This is a genomic window from Microbacterium wangchenii (genome assembly GCF_004564355.1).
GTDB lineage: Bacteria > Actinomycetota > Actinomycetes > Actinomycetales > Microbacteriaceae > Microbacterium > Microbacterium wangchenii.
On record NZ_CP038266.1, the window covers coordinates 314,139 to 332,826 of the forward strand.

General features: G+C 67.1%; 15 protein-coding genes and 2 pseudogenes. 4 read left to right on the forward strand and 13 right to left on the reverse strand.

Annotated elements, in window-relative coordinates; all coding sequences use genetic code 11:
• Positions 1–7: 7 nt before the first annotated feature.
• From E4K62_RS01485 to E4K62_RS01515, 7 genes are read right to left on the reverse strand one after another with little or no spacing between them, the layout of a single operon-like run.
• A complete protein-coding gene (locus E4K62_RS01485; RefSeq protein WP_135062891.1) occupies positions 8–1,306 on the reverse strand; it encodes a MinD/ParA family ATP-binding protein in 1,299 nt (432 codons plus the stop codon).
• Positions 1,303–2,901 (reverse strand): hypothetical protein, encoded by a 1,599-nt coding sequence (locus E4K62_RS01490; protein WP_135062893.1) that lies wholly within the window; start codon positions 2,899–2,901, stop codon positions 1,303–1,305. The genes E4K62_RS01485 and E4K62_RS01490 overlap by 4 nt, the downstream gene beginning before the upstream one ends.
• A complete protein-coding gene (locus tag E4K62_RS01495) occupies positions 2,901–4,400 on the reverse strand; it encodes an SCO6880 family protein (protein ID WP_135062895.1) in 1,500 nt (499 codons plus the stop codon). The genes E4K62_RS01490 and E4K62_RS01495 overlap by 1 nt, the downstream gene beginning before the upstream one ends.
• Positions 4,397–5,872, reverse strand: a complete 1,476-nt coding sequence (locus E4K62_RS01500) for an LTA synthase family protein (protein WP_135062896.1) — start codon at positions 5,870–5,872, stop codon at positions 4,397–4,399. Before E4K62_RS01500 ends, E4K62_RS01495 begins: the two co-directional genes overlap by 4 nt.
• The gene (locus tag E4K62_RS01505) at positions 5,872–6,159 is read right to left on the reverse strand and encodes a hypothetical protein (protein WP_135062898.1); all 288 of its coding nucleotides are present in this window, start codon (positions 6,157–6,159) and stop codon (positions 5,872–5,874) included. The genes E4K62_RS01500 and E4K62_RS01505 overlap by 1 nt, the downstream gene beginning before the upstream one ends.
• Before the next feature lie 29 nt (positions 6,160–6,188).
• Positions 6,189–6,812 carry a M23 family metallopeptidase gene (locus tag E4K62_RS01510; protein ID WP_135062900.1) on the reverse strand — a complete coding sequence of 208 codons (624 nt, stop codon included), beginning with the start codon at positions 6,810–6,812 and terminating at the stop codon, positions 6,189–6,191.
• 1 nt (position 6,813) lies between these two features.
• Positions 6,814–7,545: a hypothetical protein gene (locus E4K62_RS01515; RefSeq protein WP_135062902.1), complete on the reverse strand. Its 732-nt coding sequence runs from the start codon at positions 7,543–7,545 to the stop codon at positions 6,814–6,816.
• Between the two features lie 720 nt (positions 7,546–8,265).
• Here E4K62_RS01515 and E4K62_RS01520 point away from each other — a divergent pair.
• A pseudogene (locus tag E4K62_RS01520) lies at positions 8,266–8,508 on the forward strand (oxidoreductase C-terminal domain-containing protein); the annotation flags it as partial.
• A gap of 243 nt (positions 8,509–8,751) precedes the next feature.
• On the forward strand, positions 8,752–9,567 hold the full coding sequence (locus E4K62_RS01525) for an alpha/beta fold hydrolase (protein ID WP_240742775.1): 816 nt from the start codon (positions 8,752–8,754) through the stop codon (positions 9,565–9,567).
• A 1,353-nt stretch (positions 9,568–10,920) separates the two neighbouring features.
• Here the strand turns inward: E4K62_RS01525 and E4K62_RS01530 are convergent.
• Positions 10,921–11,673, reverse strand: a complete 753-nt coding sequence (locus tag E4K62_RS01530; protein WP_135062906.1) for an ABC transporter ATP-binding protein — start codon at positions 11,671–11,673, stop codon at positions 10,921–10,923.
• A 612-nt stretch (positions 11,674–12,285) separates the two neighbouring features.
• On the opposite strand from E4K62_RS01530, the pseudogene E4K62_RS01540 reads away from it, so the two are divergent.
• Positions 12,286–12,808 (forward strand): annotated as a pseudogene (locus E4K62_RS01540) (MFS transporter); the annotation flags it as partial.
• A 72-nt stretch (positions 12,809–12,880) separates the two neighbouring features.
• On the opposite strand, the gene E4K62_RS01545 reads toward E4K62_RS01540, so the two are convergent.
• Positions 12,881–13,453: a hypothetical protein gene (locus tag E4K62_RS01545; RefSeq protein ID WP_135062910.1), complete on the reverse strand. Its 573-nt coding sequence runs from the start codon at positions 13,451–13,453 to the stop codon at positions 12,881–12,883.
• 124 nt (positions 13,454–13,577) lie between these two features.
• Positions 13,578–14,024, reverse strand: a complete 447-nt coding sequence (locus E4K62_RS01550) for a hypothetical protein (RefSeq protein WP_135062912.1) — start codon at positions 14,022–14,024, stop codon at positions 13,578–13,580.
• 141 nt (positions 14,025–14,165) lie between these two features.
• Between E4K62_RS01550 and E4K62_RS01555 the strand changes: the two genes are divergently transcribed.
• Complete coding sequence (locus E4K62_RS01555) at positions 14,166–15,122, forward strand: aldo/keto reductase (protein ID WP_205805862.1); 957 nt, start codon at positions 14,166–14,168, stop codon at positions 15,120–15,122.
• Here the strand turns inward: E4K62_RS01555 and E4K62_RS01560 are convergent.
• Genes E4K62_RS01560 through E4K62_RS01570 form a run of 3 tightly spaced genes read right to left on the reverse strand, consistent with a single transcriptional unit; the run spans position 15,092 to position 18,088 of the window.
• Positions 15,092–15,886, reverse strand: coding sequence for a nucleotidyltransferase domain-containing protein (locus E4K62_RS01560; protein WP_240742776.1), 795 nt, complete (start codon positions 15,884–15,886; stop codon positions 15,092–15,094). The two genes, E4K62_RS01555 and E4K62_RS01560, sit on opposite strands and share 31 nt — an antisense overlap.
• Positions 15,879–16,871, reverse strand: a complete 993-nt coding sequence (add, locus tag E4K62_RS01565; protein ID WP_205805864.1) for an adenosine deaminase — start codon at positions 16,869–16,871, stop codon at positions 15,879–15,881. Before add ends, E4K62_RS01560 begins: the two co-directional genes overlap by 8 nt.
• A complete protein-coding gene (locus E4K62_RS01570) occupies positions 16,868–18,088 on the reverse strand; it encodes an adenosylhomocysteinase (protein WP_135062916.1) in 1,221 nt (406 codons plus the stop codon). The genes add and E4K62_RS01570 overlap by 4 nt, the downstream gene beginning before the upstream one ends.
• Positions 18,089–18,688 lie beyond the last annotated feature (600 nt).

An 18,688-nucleotide genomic window follows, 5' to 3' on the forward strand; every position in this document is an offset into this window, starting at 1 on the left:
GCCCCGGTCACAGGTGGGTGGTGGTGGCGGCGGCGGCGGCGATCCACGCGTCGCGGGTCGCTGGCCGCAGCGTGTCAAATCGCAGCGGCCCGCTCTTGAGGGCGGGGTCGAAGGGGATGTGGTGCACGGCGCGGACTCGGCCGGTGAAACCGTCGATGATGCTGTTCGCGTCTGCGGCGGTGTGCCGGTCGTGCTGGGTGACGATGACCACGGCGTGTGTCGCGAGCGCGGCGGAGCGTTCGTCGCGGGCGGCGAGGGCCTCGAGGAGGAGGGCGGCGGACTCGGCCGATTCGGGGGAGGCGAGGGTGGGGATGACGAGTTGGTAGGAGGAGTCGATCATCCGTAGCCACCGGTCGGCGGATTCGTCGTTGCCGGAGTCGAAGATGACGAGCCGGTAGTAGCGGGCGGCGACCGCCATCAGTCGATCGAACTCGTCGGCTTGGATGCGCTGCCGCACCGCGAGGAGTTCGGGGTTGGAGCGGAGGACGTCGTACCGGTCGGCGGTCTGGTGGTGCACGAACCCGGCGATCTCCGCGATCCCGGCCGCGGGCTCAAGGAGCCGGCTGGTTTCGGGGAGCAGGTCTTGGACCGTGGCGTCGTGCGGGCCGGTTTCCGTGCGCCAGCCGAGGGTGCCGCGGGTGTCGTTGTTGTCCCAGGCCAGCACGGACCCCCCGCCGTAGCGGGCGAACGCGGCGGCGAGCATGGCGGTGGTCATGGTCTTGCCGACACCGCCTTTGCCGTTGACCACGGCGATCGTGCGGCACCCCGCCCAGTGCTGCGACACCGCCCGCACCGCCGCATCCCGTGCCACGTCACGCGCCGACGGCTTCACGGTGAAGCCGGCCCGGGCGAGCGCCCCGCGCCATCCCATCTGTGCCTGCGGTGCTCGTTCAGGGCCGCTGATGAACGACGGGCGCCGATCCGGCTCCGCGGCCGTGGCATCCGGTGCCTGGCTGGTCTCGTCGCCCATGCCTCCCGCAGGCTGTGACTGCGGGAGTTCCGGGATGTCGTGATTCCCGGGTTCGGTGGTTCGGGATTCGCGGCGGGTGGCGGGGTGCTCGGGGCGGGTGATGGTTCCGTCGGGGTTGACGAGGAGGCGGTGTTCGCCGCGGTCGCCGGTCGTTTGCAGTTCGACGCTTTGGTGCAGTTCGGAGGCGATGGTGGCGGTGCGGGTGAGGACCCAGCCGCGGACGTCTTGCCCGGCGGCGGCGTCGATGAGCTCCTCGTCGCCGTGCGGGGTGATCAGGGTGGCGGTGCTGCCATACACGGTGGCGTGCACCTGGGGGTGGGGGCTGAGCAGGGTCATCCGATCTCCCTTTCTGCGGTGAGCCAGCCGGTCAGGCTCGACTCCGGTTCGTCCGTCGGGTTCGGCCACCACTCGTCGATCCGCACCGGCTCCACGACGGCCGGGTCCAGGTCGATGTCGGTGTGGGGAAGGACGGCGTCGTCGGTCTTGAACAGGTCGTATTCGTAGTCGGTGGACGTGGAGAAGCAGTCGACGAGGTAGGAGAACTGGCCGACGTACGCGATGAACTCGCCCTTGCGGAGTTGCCGGGCCATGTCGACGTGCGTGGCGGGCAGGTTGAGGCGGTCGCGGAGCGCGGCTTGTTCTTGGTGGTTGACGCGGAAGATGAACTTGTTCTCGATGTCGCCGACCATCGAGTAGGCGAGGTGGCGTTCCTGGGAGCCGGCGGCGCCGACGGCGTCGAGGTCGCCCATCTTGTGCAGGATGACGATGTTGCTGATTCCGTAGTGGCGGGACAGTTTCAGCCACTGCTGGTACATCTGCAGCGCGGCCAGCGACGTCATGTCCCGCCAGCCTTCTTCGCGGATGACGTAGCGGGTGCGGTGCGCGTCCCGGTCGGAGATTACGGCTTGTATCCACGCGGTCGCGCACACCTGGGTGAGCTGGGCGACGAGCTCGCCGCGGGCGAAGAGCTCGGAGGTGTCGACGACGACGAGGGGGGAGTTCTCGTCGAACACGACGGTGGATTCGTCTTCGAAGAGCCCTGAGAGGTCGCCGTCCACGAAGCGGCGCAGCACGTAGCGGGGTCCGGAGGAGGCGGGAATCAGGTCAGGGTCGTCGGTGTCGCCGCCGGCGATCCGGATCACCTCGGCGTACACGGCGCGGAGGGTGGGGTGGTCGTGAGTGGCGGTGATGGCGCGTTCGAGGGCGAGGTGGATGCAGGCGTGCTCGGGTGCGGTGAGGGCTTTGCCGCCGAGGGCCATCTCGATCAGGGAGATCAGGGTGGCGATGCGGCGCTGGCGGACCATCTGCTCGTGTTGTTCGTCGCTGGTGCCGGTGCGGCGGGGTCCGCGGGCGAGAGGGTTGAGGCGGGTGTGGGTGTCGTGGCCGAGCCGGATGACGGTGCCCCCGACGGCGTTGGCGACCACGACCCATTCGCCCTTGCTGTCGGAGGGGACGACGGCTTGGTGGCCGAACGCGAGGGAGCGGACGACGAGGGTCTTGATGGTGGCGGACTTGCCGGAGCGGTAGGCGCCGAGCACGAGGATGTTGGTGGAGAACGCACCCCGCTCGGTGGCGTCGGCGTAGGTCTCCCACGGGGAGAAGTGCCACAGCGCGTCCGCGTTCAGATCGACCCCGACGATCGGGCCACGGTGTCCGAGCCCGGTGTCGGCCACGAACGGGTAGATCCCAGCGAGGTGCTGCGACGTCGCCTGATGCGCCGGCACCCGCATCGGTGCAAGGTTCCAGTAACCGCCGTTTCCCAGCCCGGGGCCGAACGGTCCCGGCACCGCCGGCTCGGGCAGTCCCCGCTTGTCCCGCGTGCTCTGTTGAGTCGCGCCGTCGCGGAGTGCGGTGCGGATCTCGAGCTCGCGGGCGCGACGGTCGGCGCGGGTCTGGTTCGCGGGGGCGATGTGCACGACTTTGCGGGTCATCACTTCATCCCCATCCCTAGCGGCAGGGCGTTGACGAGGAGGGCTTCGGCTTGCTGGCAGTACAGGATCTGCGCTTCCATGCCGACCTGGGAGAGGGCGTTGCGGGCGCCGGCGACGGACTGCTCGAGCTGTTCCTCGTCGGGGCCGGTGATGGTGAGGTAGGCGCCGTACCGGAATTCGCCGTGACCGGCGACCAGCTCTTCTTCTTGGCGTTCCAGGGCGAGCCAGTCAGCTTCGTCGGCGGCGGAGCCGTCGGCGTTGCGGCGGGCGCGCATCTTCTGGTTTCCCCGCCACACCTTCTTCTCCTCCCGGATGCGCCGCAGCGCTTTCTCGACCGGGACGGGGGTGAGGACGATGGAGAAGATGTGGGTGACGGCTTCGCCGGTGACGGGGTGGCGGGCGAACACGAGTGGGGAGATGAACCCGATAGGGGCGTCGGAGCGGGGCCATTCGTGGATCCACATGGTGGTGTGGACGCCGGAGTCGGTGATCACGATGCCGTTCTTGCCGCGGGGCTCTTCCAGGTACATCGGCCCGATCGCCGACAGTGCGACGCCTTCGTGTTCGGGGTCGCGGTTCTGCACGGTGGAGAGGAACTCGGGGTCGAACGCGGTGCGTGATAGGGCGGCGAGGTCCCGGGGGGTGAGCCAGCGGCGCACCGTGATCCGTGCGGTTCGCAGCGCGTCGGTGATGTTCTGGGCCTCGATCGCGGCGAGCCGCTGGACCGCTTCGGCGCCACCTCCGAGGGCTTTCAGCTGGGCGGAGAGGGCGGGGAGGCCGAGGGTGAGGGTGAGGAAGTTGCGGTGCGCGACCGCGAACCGTTCGGAGGTGTCCATCACTCGCCGGTAGTTCTCGGCCACATCGGTAGCAGGGGTGTCCTGGAGTCGGGCGGTGATGTCGTCCAGGTGTGCGCGGGCGGCGCGGATGGTGGTGGGGGTGGTGCGTTCCTGCAGGGTGACGCGTTTCACGCCTGGGCGTTGGGTGAACGCGGCGAGCACGTTCGCCCACTGCTGCGCGAGGTCGCGGCGTTCGGGGATGTCTTTCATCAGGAAGCCCTGCACCTCGAGCTCGGCGGTGATGGACACGGTGCGTTCGTGCGGGCTGTACGCGGAGGCCATCCCTTCGACGTCCCAGATCTGCACGGACGCGCGCGTTCCGGGGAGGTTCAGGGTGCCCTCCTTCACCGGGTGTTCGGGCCGATACTGCTGCGTCGTTGCGCCGGCCGCATGGCGGACTTGCTTGGACAGCCACAGCGCGAGCAGGCGGGGTGCGGACATTCCCTGCAGCTGCACCAGCGCGACGATCCCGAAGGGCAGATAGACGGGGGCGACGAACAGCAGCCCGGCGGGGCCGAACCGGTTGATGCCGATCAGCATGGCGGCAGCGGCAATGGTGACGCACGCGATCTGCCAGGCGTCCATGCCGAGGACGATGCCCTGACGTGACCGGCGGGGCAGGCGGACGGGGCGGGCCGGGTCGGTGGCGCTGGTGCTGGTCATGAGGACCTCCGGGTCGGAGTCTGGGCAGGCGAGGGGGCCGCAGTTTCGGGCGGTGATGCGGTACGAGGCCGCGAGCTCGGCGACGCCGTTGGGGAGGGTTGCGCCGTCGGGCGGCCGGCGGCACCTTCGGTGCGACGTGAATTCGCTGCCGCAGCGGGTCGTGGGGCCGTGCCGGTGGTCGCGGTGCGGGTGGTCGTTGCGGTGGTGGTGGTAGCGGTGCGGGTGGTGGGGGTGGGGCGGGTTCCGGCGGGGGAGCTGCCCAGGCGAGAGGGGATGCGGGCGAGGGTGCGGCCGGCGTTCGTGGTGGAGCGGGCGGCGGTGCTGCCCATGCGGGACCCGATGGAGTCGACGGCGGCGCCGCCGACGAAGGAGAACAACCCGAACACGGCGAAGGGGGCGAAGGCCACGAGCAGGAGGCCGAGGATCAGCGGCCAGGACTGCGGGTCCCAGATGGTGGTTATCCCGGCGAGGCCGTTGACGATGAGAGCGAAGAACCCGATGGTCAGCGGTGTGGTGAGCAGGAGCGCGACGACGGCGGAGACGTATCGGATCACCCACTGGGGGCCGAGGGTGCGGACGGGAAAGATCATCCAGGCGATGGGGGCGACGGCGATGAGCGCGGCGAGGGCGAGGTTGCGGAACGCGAACACGATCAGGAGCAGGAAGATCGCGACCATGAGGAGCCCGTGGATGACGAACGCGAAGAAGTAGTTGGCTTGACCGCCGGCCCACATCACCCCCTGCAGTGCGGAGAAAAGTCCCCCAGGTCCGTCGCGGTTGAGGATGTACCAGGACAGGTCGTCCACCGCGTTCAGGAGCAGTCCGGTCACCCAGAGCCCGAGCGGGACGGCGGGGATGGCAAGGAACGAGCGGATGATCGCGCCGAACAGGGCGTCGCGGTCACGGGCGACGATGGCGGCGGTGATCGCCCAGATCATCGCGCCGAGCAGCACGATCAGGATCGCCCAGGCCCAGAACGACCATTCCCCGGTCGCCGCGGACCACAGGGCGGTGCTGGTGTCGAACTTCATCGCGGTGAGCACGGTGCGCATGGCCGTGGTGGACGCGATAGCGGCGCCGCGTCCGGCATTCTCGAACGAGATGCAGACCACGTCGCCGACAGAGCACCCGTACTGCACAATGACCGGGTCGCCGCCGGCGGCGCGGAGGGCGTCGTGGTGGCCCTCGTAGGTGGTGCACACGGTGGCGACGGTGCCGCCCATGGGGAGCCCGAGGAAGCAGCTGGCGGCGCGGACCTCTCGTGGATCGGTAGGGGTGCAGGACACCTGGTTGCCTTCCGCGGTGCACTCCACCGGGTGGCTCGGGGCCGACCACGACAGTCCGTTGACGGAGGCAGGGGATCCCGCTGCGAAGGCGGAGCCCGAGGTCGCGGCGGTCGCAGGGGGCGCCGCGCTGAGGAGGGCGACCAGGCCGAGGGCTGCGGCGACCGTGAGGGTGCGCAGCGTGCGCATCAGAAGCCGAAGTCGAAGTTGATGAACCACTGGAAGATGCCGCTGACGGCGCCGAGGATGGCGGCGGCGAGGAAGATCCAGAGGATGTGTTCTCCGGCCCAGGAGCGGACGCGCTCGTTGCCGGCGCCGCGGAAGGCGAGCGAGCCGCCGGCGACGATGAGCATGGTGAGGACGACGAGCATTCCGGCGGCGAGGACATAGGACACGATCACTTGAAAGCCGCCGAAGAAGGGGGCGGAAAAGTCCGGATTGATGTCCGGGACGTTCACCAGGTGGGCGAGGGGCATGTGATTCTCCTTCTATCCAGGGGGAGGGGTTAGGGCAGAGCCAGTCCGAGAGAGCTCATGAAGGGGGCGGGGTCGATCGAGGCGCCGTGGTCGATGACTTCGTAGTGCAGGTGGCAGCCGAAGGACTTTCCGGTATTGCCCTCGGCCCCAAGCGCCGTACCGGCAGTGACCGTGTCTCCCACCTGCACCCGGAGGGAGCTCGACTGCATGTGCCCGTAGAGGGTGACGAGGCGGTCGCCGTGGTCGATACGCACGGTGTTGCCGTATCCCTGGTAGCTCCCGGCGGTGATCACGGTGCCCGGCCCGGCGGCGTAGATGGTGCTGCCGCATCCTTGCGCCATGTCGTACCCCTGGTGGTTGACCGAGCAGTAGGCGCAACCGATGACGGGGTTGTGGCCGAAGCCCCGGCCCCTGGTGAACTCGCCGGAGAGCGGCATCCCCCATTCGCCGGACGCAGCGGGGGATCCAGCGGCGGGCCGGTCAGGTGCGGGCGCCGGTGCGCCGGCTCCGATGGCGGCGGCCAACAAGACCACCGGAGTCAGGAGCATCCCGCCCGCACCGAGGACGAGGACGGTGAGCGCGATGAGTACCCGCCGCCCGGTGCGGCTGCGAGCGACGGTGAACGCAGCGGTCGGGGCGGCGGGGCCGGGCATGTCAGTCGCTCAGTGCCGCGTCGAAGTAGCGGATCAGTTTGCAGTCGCCGGCGGCTTGGGCCGATCCCGGTGCCGGAACGGACGCCTCGCCGCACAGCACCTGGGCGCTGACGCGCACCTGCTCCTCGTAGCTCGACTCCGCACCGTCCTCCCCGGTCTGCGTGAACGTGAGGACGACATCGCTGGTACCGATAAACATGTCGTCCCCGTCGTAGTCCGGAACCGGCGTGAAAGAGATCTCGCCCATAGTGCTTGCGATCACGCGGCCGTTCTGACGTGCCAGCGAGTCCCAGACCTGGTCCGGGAAGATCACGGCGTCTCGCATGGTGAGTTGGTAGCGAGCTGTTTGTGCCGCCTGTTCGTCGGGGTCCTGGAAGCGAGGGTCCGGGGTGAACCAGGTGTCCAGGTAGGTCACCCATTCGTCGCGCGTAGCGCGGGTGGTGTCAACAGTGCCCGCAGCCTCAATAGCCGCCCTCAGATAAGACTCCGGGTCCGTCGTGATCGGCTCGGGCACCCACCCCGCCTCCACCGCAGCTGCATCCACCACCTCGCCGGTCGACGTCGATGATGTCGGACCGGCCGTCGGCGTGGGAGGCGAGGAAGAGGCCGGCTGCGCGGTGCCGCCCTGCGACGTGACGGCAACGAGCACACCCACAACGATCGCGGCGGCAAGAACCGCTCCGCCGATCACCGCCCAGAGAAGGCCCCGACTTTGCGCGCGCTGCTTGGCCATCACACGTACCGCCCTTTCGCGTGCCGGGCTTCGCCAACGCTGGCGGGTCGGAGAAGCGCGGCTTCAACGTGACGGCATCGTAAACCCCCTGCCTCCCCTCGCGCAGACGCGCCTGTGGACAGATAACTCGAACCAGCCCTCAATGAGAAAACCCTAATGAGGAGCCTATTTTCGCCTGCTGGCCGCGTTATACACCTACGGCCCGGGGTCCGTCTGTAGCCCATTCGGGGGACGCGGGAGTGCGGGATGACATCGCCGACGCGGTGACTGTCGCGGGCTCTCTCGAAGACCATGAGTGAATAGTACAAATACTCACTACGAGAGGGAAGAGCGAGTTAGCCTCCCGCGAACGACGAGGAAGTTGGGCATGATGTGTTGATGCCCAGAAAAGCGCGTCCGGCGTCTAGCGCAGAGCTCGAGGACCCGGTCGAGGCGCTCGGATCGATGCTCCGGGCCGGCATCATCGGCTACCTCCGCTCCAGCGGGCCAGCAGGCCGAGCAGAGATCGCACGCGCGCTCGAACTCCGACCGGTCACTGTCGCTAAAGCGCTGTCGTCATTGCACTCAGCGGGACTGTTGATCGCGGACCCGCCGCTCGATGAGGTCCGCCAGGGGCAACGCGTCCTCTACCGAGTGAACAACCCAGCCGTCAGCGAAATGTACCTTCAACTAGGGCAAGCAATAGGTGAAGTCTGATCCGCGCCCACATGGTTTTGGAGCCACCAATACGACCGGAATCTGCAGATCGCAGGTATTGCACGGCCATCGGACAGTGAGATCCTGTTGGCACCGACTCGGGAGTCGGGTCTGGCAGTAGCCAGGGAGCGGGAGGGCAACTTAGTGGCCGTTGAAACGGTCAATGACCCCAAGATCCACCTGAAGGCACGCCGCCTGCTCGCTCAGGGAGCCGTCAGCATCACCCACGTCGAGGAACTCGCACCGGGCCGCTACCAGTCACCGTGATGCGACAAGCCTGTCCTGCAATTCTCTGGCCGCACCTGAGCTTCTCGCCTGAATCGCCAAGGGAAGACTCGCGGGCGTACGCCGAGAACTCCGATCTGAGGCGGGACTGCTGCACGAGTAGGTGACATCTTGACCCGCTGCAACGTTCGAGTAAGTTGGCTCGACGCCCCAAAATTCTTTGCGGGCAGAGTCGACCTGTTTCCTACGGCAGTGGAGACAGCCGACGCGAGGAAAGCTGGTGGCATGCGCCTCGATGAACACCGACTGCCCTTCGCCGTCTCGATCCTGGGGGACGCCCCAGGATCGCCGGCAATTGTTCTGCCTGGCGGGCCCTGTCGCGACCCTGAGTACCTAGGCAGCTTCGCCGGTCTAGGAAGCGTGCGGCCGCTGGCGGTGCTACATCCCCGAGGAACACCACGTAGTGGCGGACTTTCGCGTGGATGGTGGAACGACGCGGCAGACGTCGTTGAGCTTGTCGATGCGATCGACTTTGGCGCGGTTGACTTGGTTGCCCACTCTGCCGGTACTCGGCTCGCTCTGGCGACCGCAGCGCAGCACCCGGACCGAGTGCGTTCGATGGTGCTCGTCACACCACCGGCGTCCTGGTTAACCGGCACGCCGTCAGATGCCCCGTCCATTGCTGCCAAGCACGCCGAGCGGGCAGCGCTCAATGCTCTGGCCACTATGTCAGCTGATGAACCCAAGACCGAGTATGAGTTCCGGGAATCGTTCCGGCGGCAAGCTCCCGCCAGTTACGCCCACTGGACACGCAGGGAGAGGACACACGCAGAAATAGGAACAGTGAGTCATGCGGCGGTCAAGGCCTGGTTCGCCGGTATACCCGACGATGCGGTTGAGCGAATCCGCGCAATGCGCTGCCCCCGAAGCCTTGTCATCGGAGGCGATCGAGACCTCCTGACCGGTGTGCAGCCGGTCAGGGACTACGCGGCGGTTCTGGGCGCTGAGCTGGCTCTTATCCCGGACTGCGGTCACTACCCATGGATCGAACAACCGGCCATCTTCAGGCGCCACCTTAGCGCTTGGCTTGCAGACGGCTGAGCGAGGGTGAATCGTCGTGCGATTCGCCAAGCGTGGCGCCTAGACAAGTGCGAAGATCTGACGCTCGAGTCCCCACCCGACGATGACAGTCGCGTAGCAGCGTTTCAGCGATTGCAGAGAGGCAGCCCGGGTGCGAGTGGCTAGAAACTGCGGAGCGCGCCGCCGGGCGAGATTCTCTGGGCGCGGCGCGCTGTGACCCGGTGGGCGCGGTGCGTTCTAGTTACGCACTGTGTAAATAGGGGGGTGACGACCGCCGATGGAATCACTATTATCGGCTGTGGTCTTCGACGGGGGAATCAACATGGAATCGACGGCGTCAGCTCGAGAACGGCCTCACCCAGCTCGGCCTGCCCGGCGCCCCTGGGCTCCTGCCGCGGCCAGGACGCGCTCTGGCGGGTGCGTGTTCTTTCGTCATCGCGTCATCGCTGTTGACCTTGTACAACGCGATCTGGGTGCCCGACCAATGATCGCAGTGGACGCCGCTGTCCCCGCCATCAACAGGTACTACCTGACCAGGCTGGTGTTTGAGAGGGCGCGACGGGGCGCGAACTCGATCGACCGTACGGCAGCTCAACACGCCGGGTTTGAGAGCGGAACTAGGTGACTGCGCTTGGGAGATTCGCCGTCCAACGCTCGCATCTCGCAGCCGTGAGCGCGAGCAGTACCGGAGCGGCGCTGAGTGCGGCACCTTTACTCATTTGTCCGATAGGCCGAATGCTGCACCGCGCGGGGGAAGTTCCCACCGCGCGGTGCAGGAGGATCCCGCTTCTTAGCCCCGCCATGGAAGGGCGAGCAACACAGTCGTACCCACGACCAGATCGACGACGGCGCATCCCTCTGCGTACCACCGCCAAACAACTCGGTTCACCCGGTGCAGCGCCGCGTCCCAACCAACATGGAGGAGCCAGCCGGTGGCAATGAGGATACCGGCGAGAAGCGGTGGGACTGTCATCGAGAGTCCGGCAAGAGCCGCATATGCGACGGCTCCGCCGATATGCGCCACCAGCAGCCGATCCTAGCCACTGTGCGAGCAGCACCCGGTGGGCGCCGACTGGCGTGGTGCCGAGGCGACGCAGTACCCCACTTTCGCGATACGCCCCGATGGCGGAGGGGTAGTTCGTGATCGCGACACTGGTCACGGCCACGGCAGCCGCTATCGGAACGAAGAAGTCGATCGCGCGCCACGCAGGTGCGGAGGGGGACGACGGGCCGATCGGATCCATGGTTCCCGGGATCACATACGCCTGCAGGAGCAGGAGCAGCGAGGGGAGCAGAAGAGCCATGAATACGCTCGTCGGGTTACGGAGGAAGAGGAGGAACTCGACCTTGGTGAGTGCACGTGTCGCGTGCATATCAGTCCTCCTGACCCTGTTCGGTGTGCCGTCCGGAGCCGAGGAAGCGCACGTAAGCGTCTTCCAAGGTGGATCCCTCCCCGGCGGGTGTGGGAACCGCCTCGCGCAATTGATCGGGTGTGCCGACGAAGACGGTTCGCCCTCTGTCGATCAACGCGAGTCGATCGCACAACCGCTCCACCTCATCGAGGAAGTGCGTGACGAGGAGAACCGTGACGCCGCTGTCCCGAACACGCTCCACGAGCTGCCAGATGTCGCGCCGGCCTACCGGGTCCAGGCCAGTCGTGAGTTCATCGAAAACCGCGATCCTCGGTGCGCCGATGAGGGCGAGGGCGATCGAGAGGCGCTGCTTCTGACCACCGGAGAGCTTCCCGTAGGGCCGGCGTCGTTCCGCAGTCAGTCCGACCACGTCGAGCACCTCGGCGGTATCCACCGACGACTCGTAGAACGCCGCGAACAGGTCCACCGCTTCCCCTACCCGGAGCGCGGGGGGCAGCGTGGAGGACTGGAGCTGATAGCCGACATTCTCTCTCACGAATCGAGGCGTCCGTACGGGGTCGGCGCCGAGCACCGTCACCGACCCGGAGTCGGGCACCAGAGCTCCAGCCACACACTCGACGGTCGTCGTCTTACCGGCCCCGTTGGGGCCCAGGATCCCGAATATCTCCCCCTCGCCGACGGAGAAACTCACGTCCTCTACGGCGCGCACGTCCCCGAAAAACTTCTGGACGGCGTCAACGCGAATGACCGACATACTCGCCTCCTGAACCAGAGTGTTGTCACCCCTGGGGGGACAACAGCATGTCACGCTTGATGAACGATCGTCAACCCTGAATTGTCACGTCGCGGATCATAGGCGGCCACGCATTGTCACCGCCGGGGTGACGGATCGCGCCGGGGTCGTTAGGATCGGCAGCGTTGCCTGTCCGTCGTGCCGGGAGGATCACCGACGATGGCCCGAGATCAGGTTCCTGCCCAGAGCGCCCCGCGCGGAAAACGCCCACCATGGATGATATCGTCGCGCGTGGCGGGGGCGTCCCGGGCGACGGTCTCGCGGGTGATCAACGATCATCCCTCCGTGAGCGCAGTGACGCTCGCGATCCGCGCCCTGGACGATTCCCCGATACCGCGGCACAGCCTCTTGCTCGGCGCCCTCTTTCCAGTGGCGCTCCGACCGCAGGTAGCATTTCAAGGCATGTCGAGTCCTGAGTCGGACAGGTCAGGGGCTAGCGGTCACACCGCCAGCCCCGGAAACCACTGAGCACATCCGCCCTCGAGCTGCGCGGGCACGCTCTGCAAACCCCGGCTCGCCGGTGGTGGTGACGAGATGAACCATCTTGACCACTCACCTCGGAGTACTCCATGCCCTGCCGCAGCCGGGATCCTGCGAGGCGTTTCACCGGGCGGATGTCGCGGCCGGGGCGCCGAGGCTCCGCGCCGAACTGCGCCAGCTGCGCTCACACCGTCTCCTTCTCGCGATGGCTCTCCGTGCGCTGGTCAATGGTGGCACTTTCGCGGCCTTCACCTTCTCGGCGCAGGTGGTGACCGGTGCGGCGAGATTGGGGGACGCTTGGATCTCCGTGGTGCTCGTGATGTTCGGTGTCGGATCGTTTATCGGTGTCTCGCTTGCGGGGCGGCTGTCCGATAGCAGGCCAGAGCTTGTGCTTGGGATCGGTGGCCCGCTCCTGCTGGCCGGAGGGATCGCGCTGGCCTTGCTCGCCTCGTATCCCGCGCTGCTCGTCGTGCTCGTACTCGTCCAGGGGGTTTTGTCCTTCGGGGTGGGGAGCACCCTGATTGCGCGGGTGCTCTACGCCGCCGGTGCGCCCACCATGGGTGGTTCGTACGCGACCGCGGCGCTTAATATTGGCGCCGCGGCCGGACCCGTTCTGCGAACTGCCCTTCGGACTCCCCGCATGCGCCAGGTCGCAACCGAGCAGGCGTGGTAGTCAGCACGGGGGAGGTCAAGGAGAGATCAACTTCTCCGGCAGGCATCGCACGCCCTTGGGGATGAGCCGCATCAAGAGGATGACGAGTCCGTACGCAACGAGGCCCCCGGCTGCGGCCAGAAAGGCCGTCTGGTCCCAGGGGCTACGCGCCAGGATCGAGACAGCACCGATGCTCACTATCAGGATGACGCCCGCAGTGAAAGCCGCGCCGATCAGGGGAGGGGCACCGTCTACGCGGCGATCGCGGGGTGCAAGGCGATCCCATGTCAGCGCCCCGAGTTCAGCCAGAGCGAGAGCGGTCAATGCACCGACGACGGCCGGCCCTGCCTGGGTGGCTACGTCGCGAACGCCGAGTGCGCCTACGTATGAGGCCGATCCTCCCGCGAGAGCCGCCAGCTGCACGAACTTTCCAGACGCCGACCACAGCCCGGGCTCATCTCTTCCCGAATCCTGGTGCCGGCGGGGGATATGGGCCCACGCATCGGTGCGCCACCCACGCTCGACGTAAGCGCAGATGGTGAGCCCTATCAGGGGTCCGAGCACGGGTGAGACGACGTTGTCACTGATCGACAACAGCGCGAGGGTCATCGCTACGAGCATCGACGGCGAGGATGCGACGCGGAGCGCTGTCGCTCCCGCGTATGACGCGCGAGCGTGTCTCACGTCGACGGGGTGCATCGCGCGCGAGGGGATGTCGGCGCGTTCCAACCGTTCAGAAGTCACGATCGACGCCTGTCCTGATGCCGTCCCTGCGTTTTGCACTGTCGCGGGCGATCTCGTAGACCTTCTGGCGGGAGACCCCGAGGTCACCTGCGACCGACACCGCGCTGAAATCCTCGAGCAGGGCGGAGACGGCGACCGAGCGGACGGCCGATGCACGCGCCACGAGGTGAGACGAGTATGCAGCGACCTCTGCGGCGACAAGGGCGACCCCGAGGAGACCGCCGTACGGGACGGCCCAATCCGGACGACCGCTTGTCGCTGCGGACGCCAAGCCCGCCCCTCCGTCGCCAAGGGCTGCAGCGACCGTGTCGGGGGTCACGCCGTGCTCGATGAAACGATCCCTCACCTGGGCCGCCGTCGCCGCATCCTGTCGATGCGCAAGGACGGCGGTCCATTCCTTTGCGCCCGTCGTCGACTGGCCCACCGACGTGTCCATGCAGACTCCTTCGATTCTGTCACCCCTGACCTTACGACCTGGACGGCGCGCGTGCTCGGAGATGACACATCTGTCGTCCCAGGGGCGACAAATATGCCATCCTGGGTCCGCAGGTGTACATCATCTTCTCTGGAGGACCTCATGGAAAGCCATACGACCGGCGCTTCTTCTCTTGGCGGCATCGTCCTCGGGACGATGGACTACGGCACGGTCATCGACCAGGACCGGGCATTCGCTCTTCTGGACCGCTATGTGCAGAGGGGCGGCGAGTGGCTCGACACGGCGAACTGCTACTCCTTCTGGATCGACGAGGCGGGTGTCGGCGGCGCGAGCGAACGCGTGATCGGCGAGTGGCTGCGCTCACGGCCAGGAGCGCGGGACGCCGTCCGCATCGCCACGAAGGTGCGGCAGAATCCCTTGGTGGCGCACCGCTGGCCCGAGAGCGCAGAAGGGCTATCGAGGTCGGCGATCAGGGCCGGCATCGAAGCCAGCCTTTCCAGACTCGGCGTCGACGACGTGGATCTGCTCTGGGCCCATGCTGAGGACCGCAGTGTGGCCCTCGAGGAGACGGTGCACGCGTTCGGAGAGCTCGTGGCGGAGGGGAAAGCTCGCTCGGTGGGCGCTGCCAACCATCCCAGTTGGCGAGTCGAACGGGCGCGGGCGCTCGCGGTTTCCGCCGACGTCGAGCCGTGGAGCGCCATCCAGCTTCGCCATTCCCTCGTACAGCCGAGGCCGTTCGCGCCGATTCCCGAGGCCGGGCATCGCCTGCTGACTCCGGATGACCTCGACCTCGCCCGTGACTCGAATCTCTGGGTGTGGGCGTACACGCCGTTGCTGCATGGCGGTTACGTCCGGGAGGACAAGCCCTTCTCAGAACCGTATGACCACCCGGGGACGACGCGGACCCTGGCCGCCCTGGGCGCCGTGGCGGCCGAGGTCCAAGCGACGAAGAATCAAGTCGTCCTCGCCTGGCTGATGGCACAGGGCATCTCGCCCATCGTCGGGGCCAGTCGCGTGGAATACGTCGACGAAGCGATGGACGCGATGGCCCTCGAACTGGATGCAAGTCAGATGGAGCGATTGTCCTCAGCTCGCTGAGTGGCGTCATCCTCGGCGAGAGCGAGCGCGTGTGCGCATCGGCGGGCGACATCATCCACGAAGGCTTCGGCATCACCATCAAGGGTTAGAAGGCGGTCATCGAGGAAGTCCCGTAGGCTCGCGCTCTCCAGCAAGCGCTTCTCGTTGGTGACCCACGTTGCGCGCGCGGCCGACACGGCGTGCGCCGCGCAGGTCGCTGCCTCGACGGCCATGGCGACAGCCTGCGCGGCACGACCGTGTGAGGCATGCCCGGATCGTGCGTAGTCGAAGAGGGCCTCGGCTCGACTCCACCACTGCGGCGGTGCAGAGCTGCGGAGGCGCGGTGGATACTCCGGCTTGGGCAAGTCCCCGCGGAGGGTTCGGTTCACCGCCAGCTCCGCAACCAGGAGGTACGTGGGGATGCCCGCCAGGTGAAACATGAGCTGCTCGATCCGGAACCGTCCGGCACGGGCCTCTTCCAGCTCGCGGTCGACGACCTCGAGGTCCCGGTAATGGATGTCGACATGCCGGCCGTCGATCGTGAGCCACGCCCCGCCATTGAAGACGCCGCCGCCCCACTCACCCAGCTCCGAGACGTGTCCGGGCCAGCCGATGTCTCGCAACGCCTGCGGCCGGAAGTCGCCACGGTAGTACACCGCCAGATCCCAGTCGCTGTCTGCGCGCGAGGTGCCCTGGGCGCGCGATCCGCCCAGCGCCACCGCCTCGGCGCCCTCCAGGGTGATGAGACGGTCCGCCACGCCCTCGAGAAAAGCTGCGTCACTCACCGTCGTCCCCTTCCGGTCGTACAGCGAACTGGCGCCCGCTGGATGTGAATGCGGCGACCGCCGCTTGCCTGGCGATGCGCTCGAGGGTGGCGGGGTCCAGGCCGGCATCGTTCACCGCCCTGCGGTGCTCCTCGCTCAGTCGCGTTCCGCTCGTGGTGGGGTTGTCGGTGTTGAGAGTCACCGCCACCCCGCCCGCCAGGAGCGCGTGGATCTGATGAGTCGTGAATCCTGCAGACGCGCCCGTATGCGTGTTGCTCGTCAGGGCCACTTCCATCGTCGTGCCCCGCTCGGCCAACTGCTCGAGGAGGCGCGGGTCCTCCACGGATCGCACACCGTGGCCGATGCGCTCGGCGCCGAGATGCTCGACCGCGTCGGCGACGCTGGCCGGGCCGGCGGCCTCTCCGGCGTGAACCGTGATGTGCAGACCTGCGTCGCGGGCTCGGCGGAACACGGGCGCGAATTCTCGGCACGGGACGCCGGCTTCATCGCCGGCCAAGTCGACCCCGCACCACACGTCCCTCGTATCGAGCACGGTGTCGAGTTGTCGTCGGGCCGCGTCAGGACCCAGGTCACGGAGGATGATCGCGATGAGGCCCACCGGCAAGCCCACGCTGCGCGAGGCGCGCGCGACTCCTTCGCTCACAGCATCCACGACGACCCGCGGGCTGAGCCCTGTGTGGCTCGTCACGAACCAGGGGCAATAGCGAAGTTCGAGGTAGTCCAGCCCGTCGTCACAGGCGTCTTCCACGGCGTTGAGACCTGCCTGCATCCAATCCTCAGCGGTAGTGAGCACAGCGGCTGCGGTGTCTATCCGACCCAGGTAGGCCACGAGACTGTCGATGGTGGCGTCCGTGGTGATCGCCGCGCGGAACTCAGCAGGGCGCTGAGGGGATCGACCTGACCGCGCCAAGACCTGCAGTAGGTGGCTGGCGCGCAGCGAGCCCTCCAGGTGGCGGTGAAGGTCGATGCGCAGGGGGCCGGTCACCGGACGCTCTCTGCGGCTCGGGGAGCATCGACGTTCTTGCGACTCAGCATGTCCACCAGAGTCGTCGCCAGCTCATCGTCGATGTCGCTCGGTACCGGGCCGGCACCCACCCATGTCGCCGCTCCGCCGACGATGGCGGCCAAGCTGCACGCTTGCAAGGCCAGGCCCAGATCCATGGCCTGGATCGGATTGCCACCGGCCGCCGTCAGATTGATCATGTTCATGCCGTGGAGAACGACCACCTCCCGGCCGTCGGGAAAGGTGTAGACCACCCGAGGAGCCTGGTCCGCCGCGCTGGATCCCAGGGCGCTTTCGCCTCGAGTCGCCCGACGAAGCGTCTCGATGTCGAGTTCGGCGCCCTCATGGCCGACACCGATGATGATGGCTCCGTCCCGCAACCGGGCGAACTGGTCCTCAGCGATGACGTCCCGCGCGCCCGTCGCAAGGAACAACAGTTCTGCCTGCGGAAGGAGATCGTCGAGGGTGCCCACCATGTGTCCACGCATGATGGCTTCGAGCGCACGAAAAGGGTTGCGTTCGACCACGCTCACGATCGCGCCCAGGGCACGCAGGGTGTCCGCAGTTCCCTTTCCGCACGGGCCGTATCCCACGACGGTTGCTCGGGCACCGGGCACCATCGAGTTGGTGGCGTTCATGAACCCCTGCACCACGCTCTGGCCGACGCCGTACTCGTTCTCGACAGTCAGCTTCAGCGAGCTGTCATTGATGACGATGACTGGGAAGTCAGGCTGTACGTCGAGCTCTCTGATCCGGAGCCCGCCGGTGGTGGTTTCCTCAGTAGCGCCGACGAACGTGTCGGACCGGGGTGCACCGCAAGCAAGGCGGGTGATGAGCTCGCCACCGTTGTCCATGACGAGGTCGGGCTCCGCGGCGAGAACCTGGTCGACATTCCGTTGGTGCTTCTCGTGGTCATCGCTGCGGTGTCCGATCACTGTCGCGCCGAGTTCGCTGAGGGTCTGCGCGACGGAGGAGACGGTGGTGCCGAGGTTGCCGGTGATTGTGACCCGCGCGCCGTAGTGCAACAGCCAGCGGACCAAGACGGCGGTCTTCGGCTCGGTGTGCAGGCAGATGCCGACGTGCACGCCGCGGAAGTTGTGAGCGCGGGTGGCGACACTCTGTCTCAGCAGCGGCATGTTGCGTTCGGCCCAATCGATGTCCGGGTTGCCCGAGGGAGCGAGTCGAGGTTGCGGGGTCATGCGAATGCCTTCCTAACAAAGACGGGTAGTGCTTCCGGGCAGGGCAAACTCGCGCCGCTGTCTCGGAGCTGACCCGCTTCGGCCCTTCGTGGCGGACATAGCTGACGGCGTTCGATGTGTTCCTGCGTGGCGCGCGACGTCATCGCGCGTGGGGCGTTCTCCTGGCATGTGCGGCTGTGAGGGCAGACGCGCCGGATGCGCCTGCGCCGGGAGGTAACCGCAGGGCGGCTACCGGGTAACGGAAGTTACGCGCAGACAAGCGTCGGTGTCAAATGCTCTGACAATAAGCGACGGCCAGGAGAAGCGACCGTTCCCCAGCGGAGTTCGTAACTCGGACGCCGGGTAAGTTGGGAGCAGGAACCAGCCGAAACCAGCGCCTCGTCTGGGCGGAGCCGGACGGTTTCGGCCCCCCTGCCCTTACCAGTATACATATCGGATTTTTGGCTGCGCCGTGTATCTCATGAGTGGCCCGGTTGTCAATCGAAATCGCTGGACGGGGACGGCGGAAGCCGGGTAGATTCCTGCGTTCCGGCACCGAACGGAGCCACTTTCGCGAGCGGCTCAGTGACGCGTTGTGCCGGTAATCGACTCACCCGGAGG